This is a genomic window from Myxococcus vastator, from assembly GCF_010894475.1.
Classification (GTDB): Bacteria; Myxococcota; Myxococcia; order Myxococcales; family Myxococcaceae; genus Myxococcus; species Myxococcus vastator.
In genome coordinates this window covers 1-2,794 of the sequence record NZ_JAAIYB010000706.1, presented here as the reverse complement: position 1 = coordinate 2,794, position 2,794 = coordinate 1, and the positions used below count along the sequence as shown (strand labels likewise).

The window sequence follows — 2,794 nt, the reverse complement described above, 5'->3', positions numbered from 1 at the left end:
CCCCCGGCTCGGGCAGTCCCAGCGCATCCGCGACCGCGCGGGCCACGGCCTTCCCCACCAGCGCCCCTTCCACCCGGAACGTCCGGCGCTTCATGCCGCCACCTCGCCCACCGGGCGGACAGCCCCAGCGCGATGCGCCCCTCGCTCCGGCACGCCGGCCCCCAGCCCTGTGTCCACCGCGGATGTCATGCGGCGGCACTCTACGCGCGCATCGCCCTTTCGCGCCGCCCGCTTCCTGTTACCTTCCGCGCTCCCATGGACCGTCCCCTGCACTCCGTGCGAACGCGGCTGGACGACTTCCTCGCCGAGCTCGCCACGCTGCATTACCGGCAAGGCGCCGGGCTCGCGCTGGAGGTCTCCCCCAGCCAGCTCCACGCCTCCTTCCCCGAGCTGTCGTCTCCGGACACCTTCGCCGCCGCCAACGAGGCGCTCGCCAAGGCCCAGTCGAAGAACGAGCCCCTCACCGTCCGCCGCATCCGGCTGGTGCGCGAGTTGGTGGCCTCGCACGTCGAGGACGCGCTCGCCGCCCGCCATGTGGAGGCCATCGCCGCGCTGGAGGCCCAGGCCCGGCTGACGGTGGACGACCAGACCTACGCCTTCGGCGAGGCGCTGGGCCGCCTTCCCCACGAGCCCGCCCGAGGCCGCCGCGCCCTGCTGGAGCGCGCCACCGGCGAGTTCCTCTGGCAGCACCGCACCCGCTACGGCGACCGGCGCGACGCGGCCCTGCACGCCGCGGAGCAGTTGGGCGCGAAGAGCTACCCCGCCCTGCGCCAGGACGTCACCGGCATCGACTTCGCCAGCCTCGCCGAGTCCGCCGCGAAGCTGCTCGCGCGCACGGAGGACGCCTACCGCGACGTGCTCGCCTACGTCCTCAAGAAGGTGGACCCGCTGCTGCGTCCGCTGCCCGGCGGAGAGGCCCGCAGGCATGACTTGCAGGCCGCGCTCCAGGCCCCGTGGATGGACGGCTTCTTCCGGCGCGAGGACGCCTTCCCCGCCGTGGCGCGCTGGCTGGGCGAGTGGGGCCTGACGCCCAACGCCGGAGGCCGCATCCGCATCGATGACGAGGCCCGGCCCGGCAAGTCACCGCGCCCCTTCGTCGCCGTGGTGCGCGTGCCGGACGACATCCGTCTGGTGCTCCAGCCACGCGGCGGCATCGACGGGCTGGCCGGCCTGCTCCATGAACTGGGCCACGCGCAGCACCGCGCCCACGTCTCCGACACGCTGCCCATGGAGCTGCGCCGGCTGGGCGACGCGTCCGTGACGGAGGCCCACGCCGCCGTCTTCGAGCGACTGCTCCTCTCCCCCGAATGGCTCAAGCGCTACCTGGGGCTGCCCACCGTGGCCGCGCGGGACACGGTGCGGCTGGCCGCCTTCCAGGCCCTCACGCTGCTGCGGCGTCACGCGGCCAGGCTGACCTACGAGCTGTCCCTGACGCAGCGGGGCGCCTCCACGGAACGCGCGGACGAATACGCCGACGGGCAGCGCCACGCGCTCTTCGTCGAGCCCCACCCCGGCTTCTTCCTCCACGACGTGGACCCGCAGCTCTACGTGGCGCACTACCTGCGGTCCTGGGCCCTGGAGACCCGGCTCACCGCGCACCTCACGGAGCGGTTCAACGAGGACTACTGGCGCAACCCCATGGCAGCCGCCTGGTTGAAGGGGCTGTACGCGCGTGGGGGCACGGACGATGCGGAAGGACTGGCCACGGAGACGTCAGGCACGCCGTTGGCGTTGCCCGAGGCCGGGGAGCGCCTCGTGGCCATCCTCAACCGCTAGGGGACACCCGCGAGACGACTACTTCTTCTTGCGGAGCGCCCGGACAATCTTGTCCTTGGTGGGGTTGGCGGCGGCATCCCGCGCGCGCGTGGCGGCGACGGGCTTGCTGCTGGCGGTGGCCACGGGCTTGGCACCCGCACGCGCGCGCATCGCCTTCATCAGCTGCATCTCGATGAGGAGCAGCTCGTCGCCCAGCTCCTGGTTGTCACCGGCGGCACGGGGCAGCGGTGCACGGGTGCTGGAAGCGCCAGCACCGTGGCGCATGCGCAGAACCTTCTCCTCTTCGGCCGACAGCGTACGCGTCTTCTCCAGCGCCGCTTTGACCTCCTTGGCCGTCACCGTGCTACTTCCGACCTTGCGCTCCATCGCCGCTCCCTTGCTGTGAAGCCCCGCTGAACATCCGAGCATGTCGGACGCGTCCGGGCCGCAACCGTCGAGGATTCTAGAGGACGCAAGGGTCAGCGCAAATTTTCTTCCAACATCCCGCTGCCGGGATGTAGCGCCGCCCCCTCCACCCCCGTCCGGGATACCCCGGAGTCCCGGCCAGCCGTTCACCGGGAAACGGCGCCCGACAGGACGCCGGAACCCCGTCAGGTGCCCTCTTCGTCCTCGGGCTCCGGGGCCGCCGCCGGGCTGGCGTCGTCCGAGTCCGTGGGCTTCTTGCGCTGGATACCGAAGGTGTCGAGCGCGTCCGCGATGCCCTGGGGCTTGTCCGCGTCCGGGAGGAAGTCCTCGGGCGGCTGGAGCCGTGGGTCCTTGCCTACCTCGGAGAGGGCGGCCTCCAGCGTCAGGCGCAGCTCGGCCGCCTCGGGCGTCTTGTCCCCGGGCACGCCCATGCGCCCGTCCAGCCGGGCCTTGAGGACCACGGAGGTGGCGGAATCCACCAGCACCTCGCCGTCCAGCGAGCGAGGCAGGCGGTGGGCGAAGAAGTTGGCCCGGCGGACCGTCGTCTCGTCCGCGCCGCCCTTCTTGACCTGGGGCATGGGCGGCAGGGGCCGGGACGCGTCCGCCTGGGCGG

2 protein-coding genes and 1 pseudogene are annotated in these 2,794 nt (G+C 72.6%); 1 reads left to right on the top strand and 2 read right to left on the bottom strand.

Annotation, left to right across the window (positions count from 1 at the left end; genetic code table 11):
* Positions 1-255 precede the first annotated feature (255 nt).
* Positions 256-1,776 (top strand): peptidase M3, encoded by a 1,521-nt coding sequence (locus G4D87_RS36340; protein WP_176412442.1) that lies wholly within the window; start codon positions 256-258, stop codon positions 1,774-1,776.
* Between the two features lie 18 nt (positions 1,777-1,794).
* Here G4D87_RS36340 and G4D87_RS36335 read toward each other — a convergent pair whose 3' ends face one another.
* Together G4D87_RS36335 and G4D87_RS36330 are read right to left on the bottom strand one after the other, a co-directional pair.
* Positions 1,795-2,142 (bottom strand): hypothetical protein, encoded by a 348-nt coding sequence (locus G4D87_RS36335; protein WP_163787377.1) that lies wholly within the window; start codon positions 2,140-2,142, stop codon positions 1,795-1,797.
* 224 nt (positions 2,143-2,366) lie between these two features.
* Positions 2,367-2,794: pseudogene (locus G4D87_RS36330) on the bottom strand (hypothetical protein); the annotation flags it as partial.

What these genes read in the sequence shown, in the direction of transcription:
- G4D87_RS36340 (WP_176412442.1), top strand. Translation starts at nt 256, where the DNA reads ATGGACCGTCCCCTGCACTCCGTGCGAACGCGGCTGGACGACTTCCTC.
- G4D87_RS36335 (WP_163787377.1), bottom strand. Translation starts at nt 2,142, where the DNA reads ATGGAGCGCAAGGTCGGAAGTAGCACGGTGACGGCCAAGGAGGTCAAA.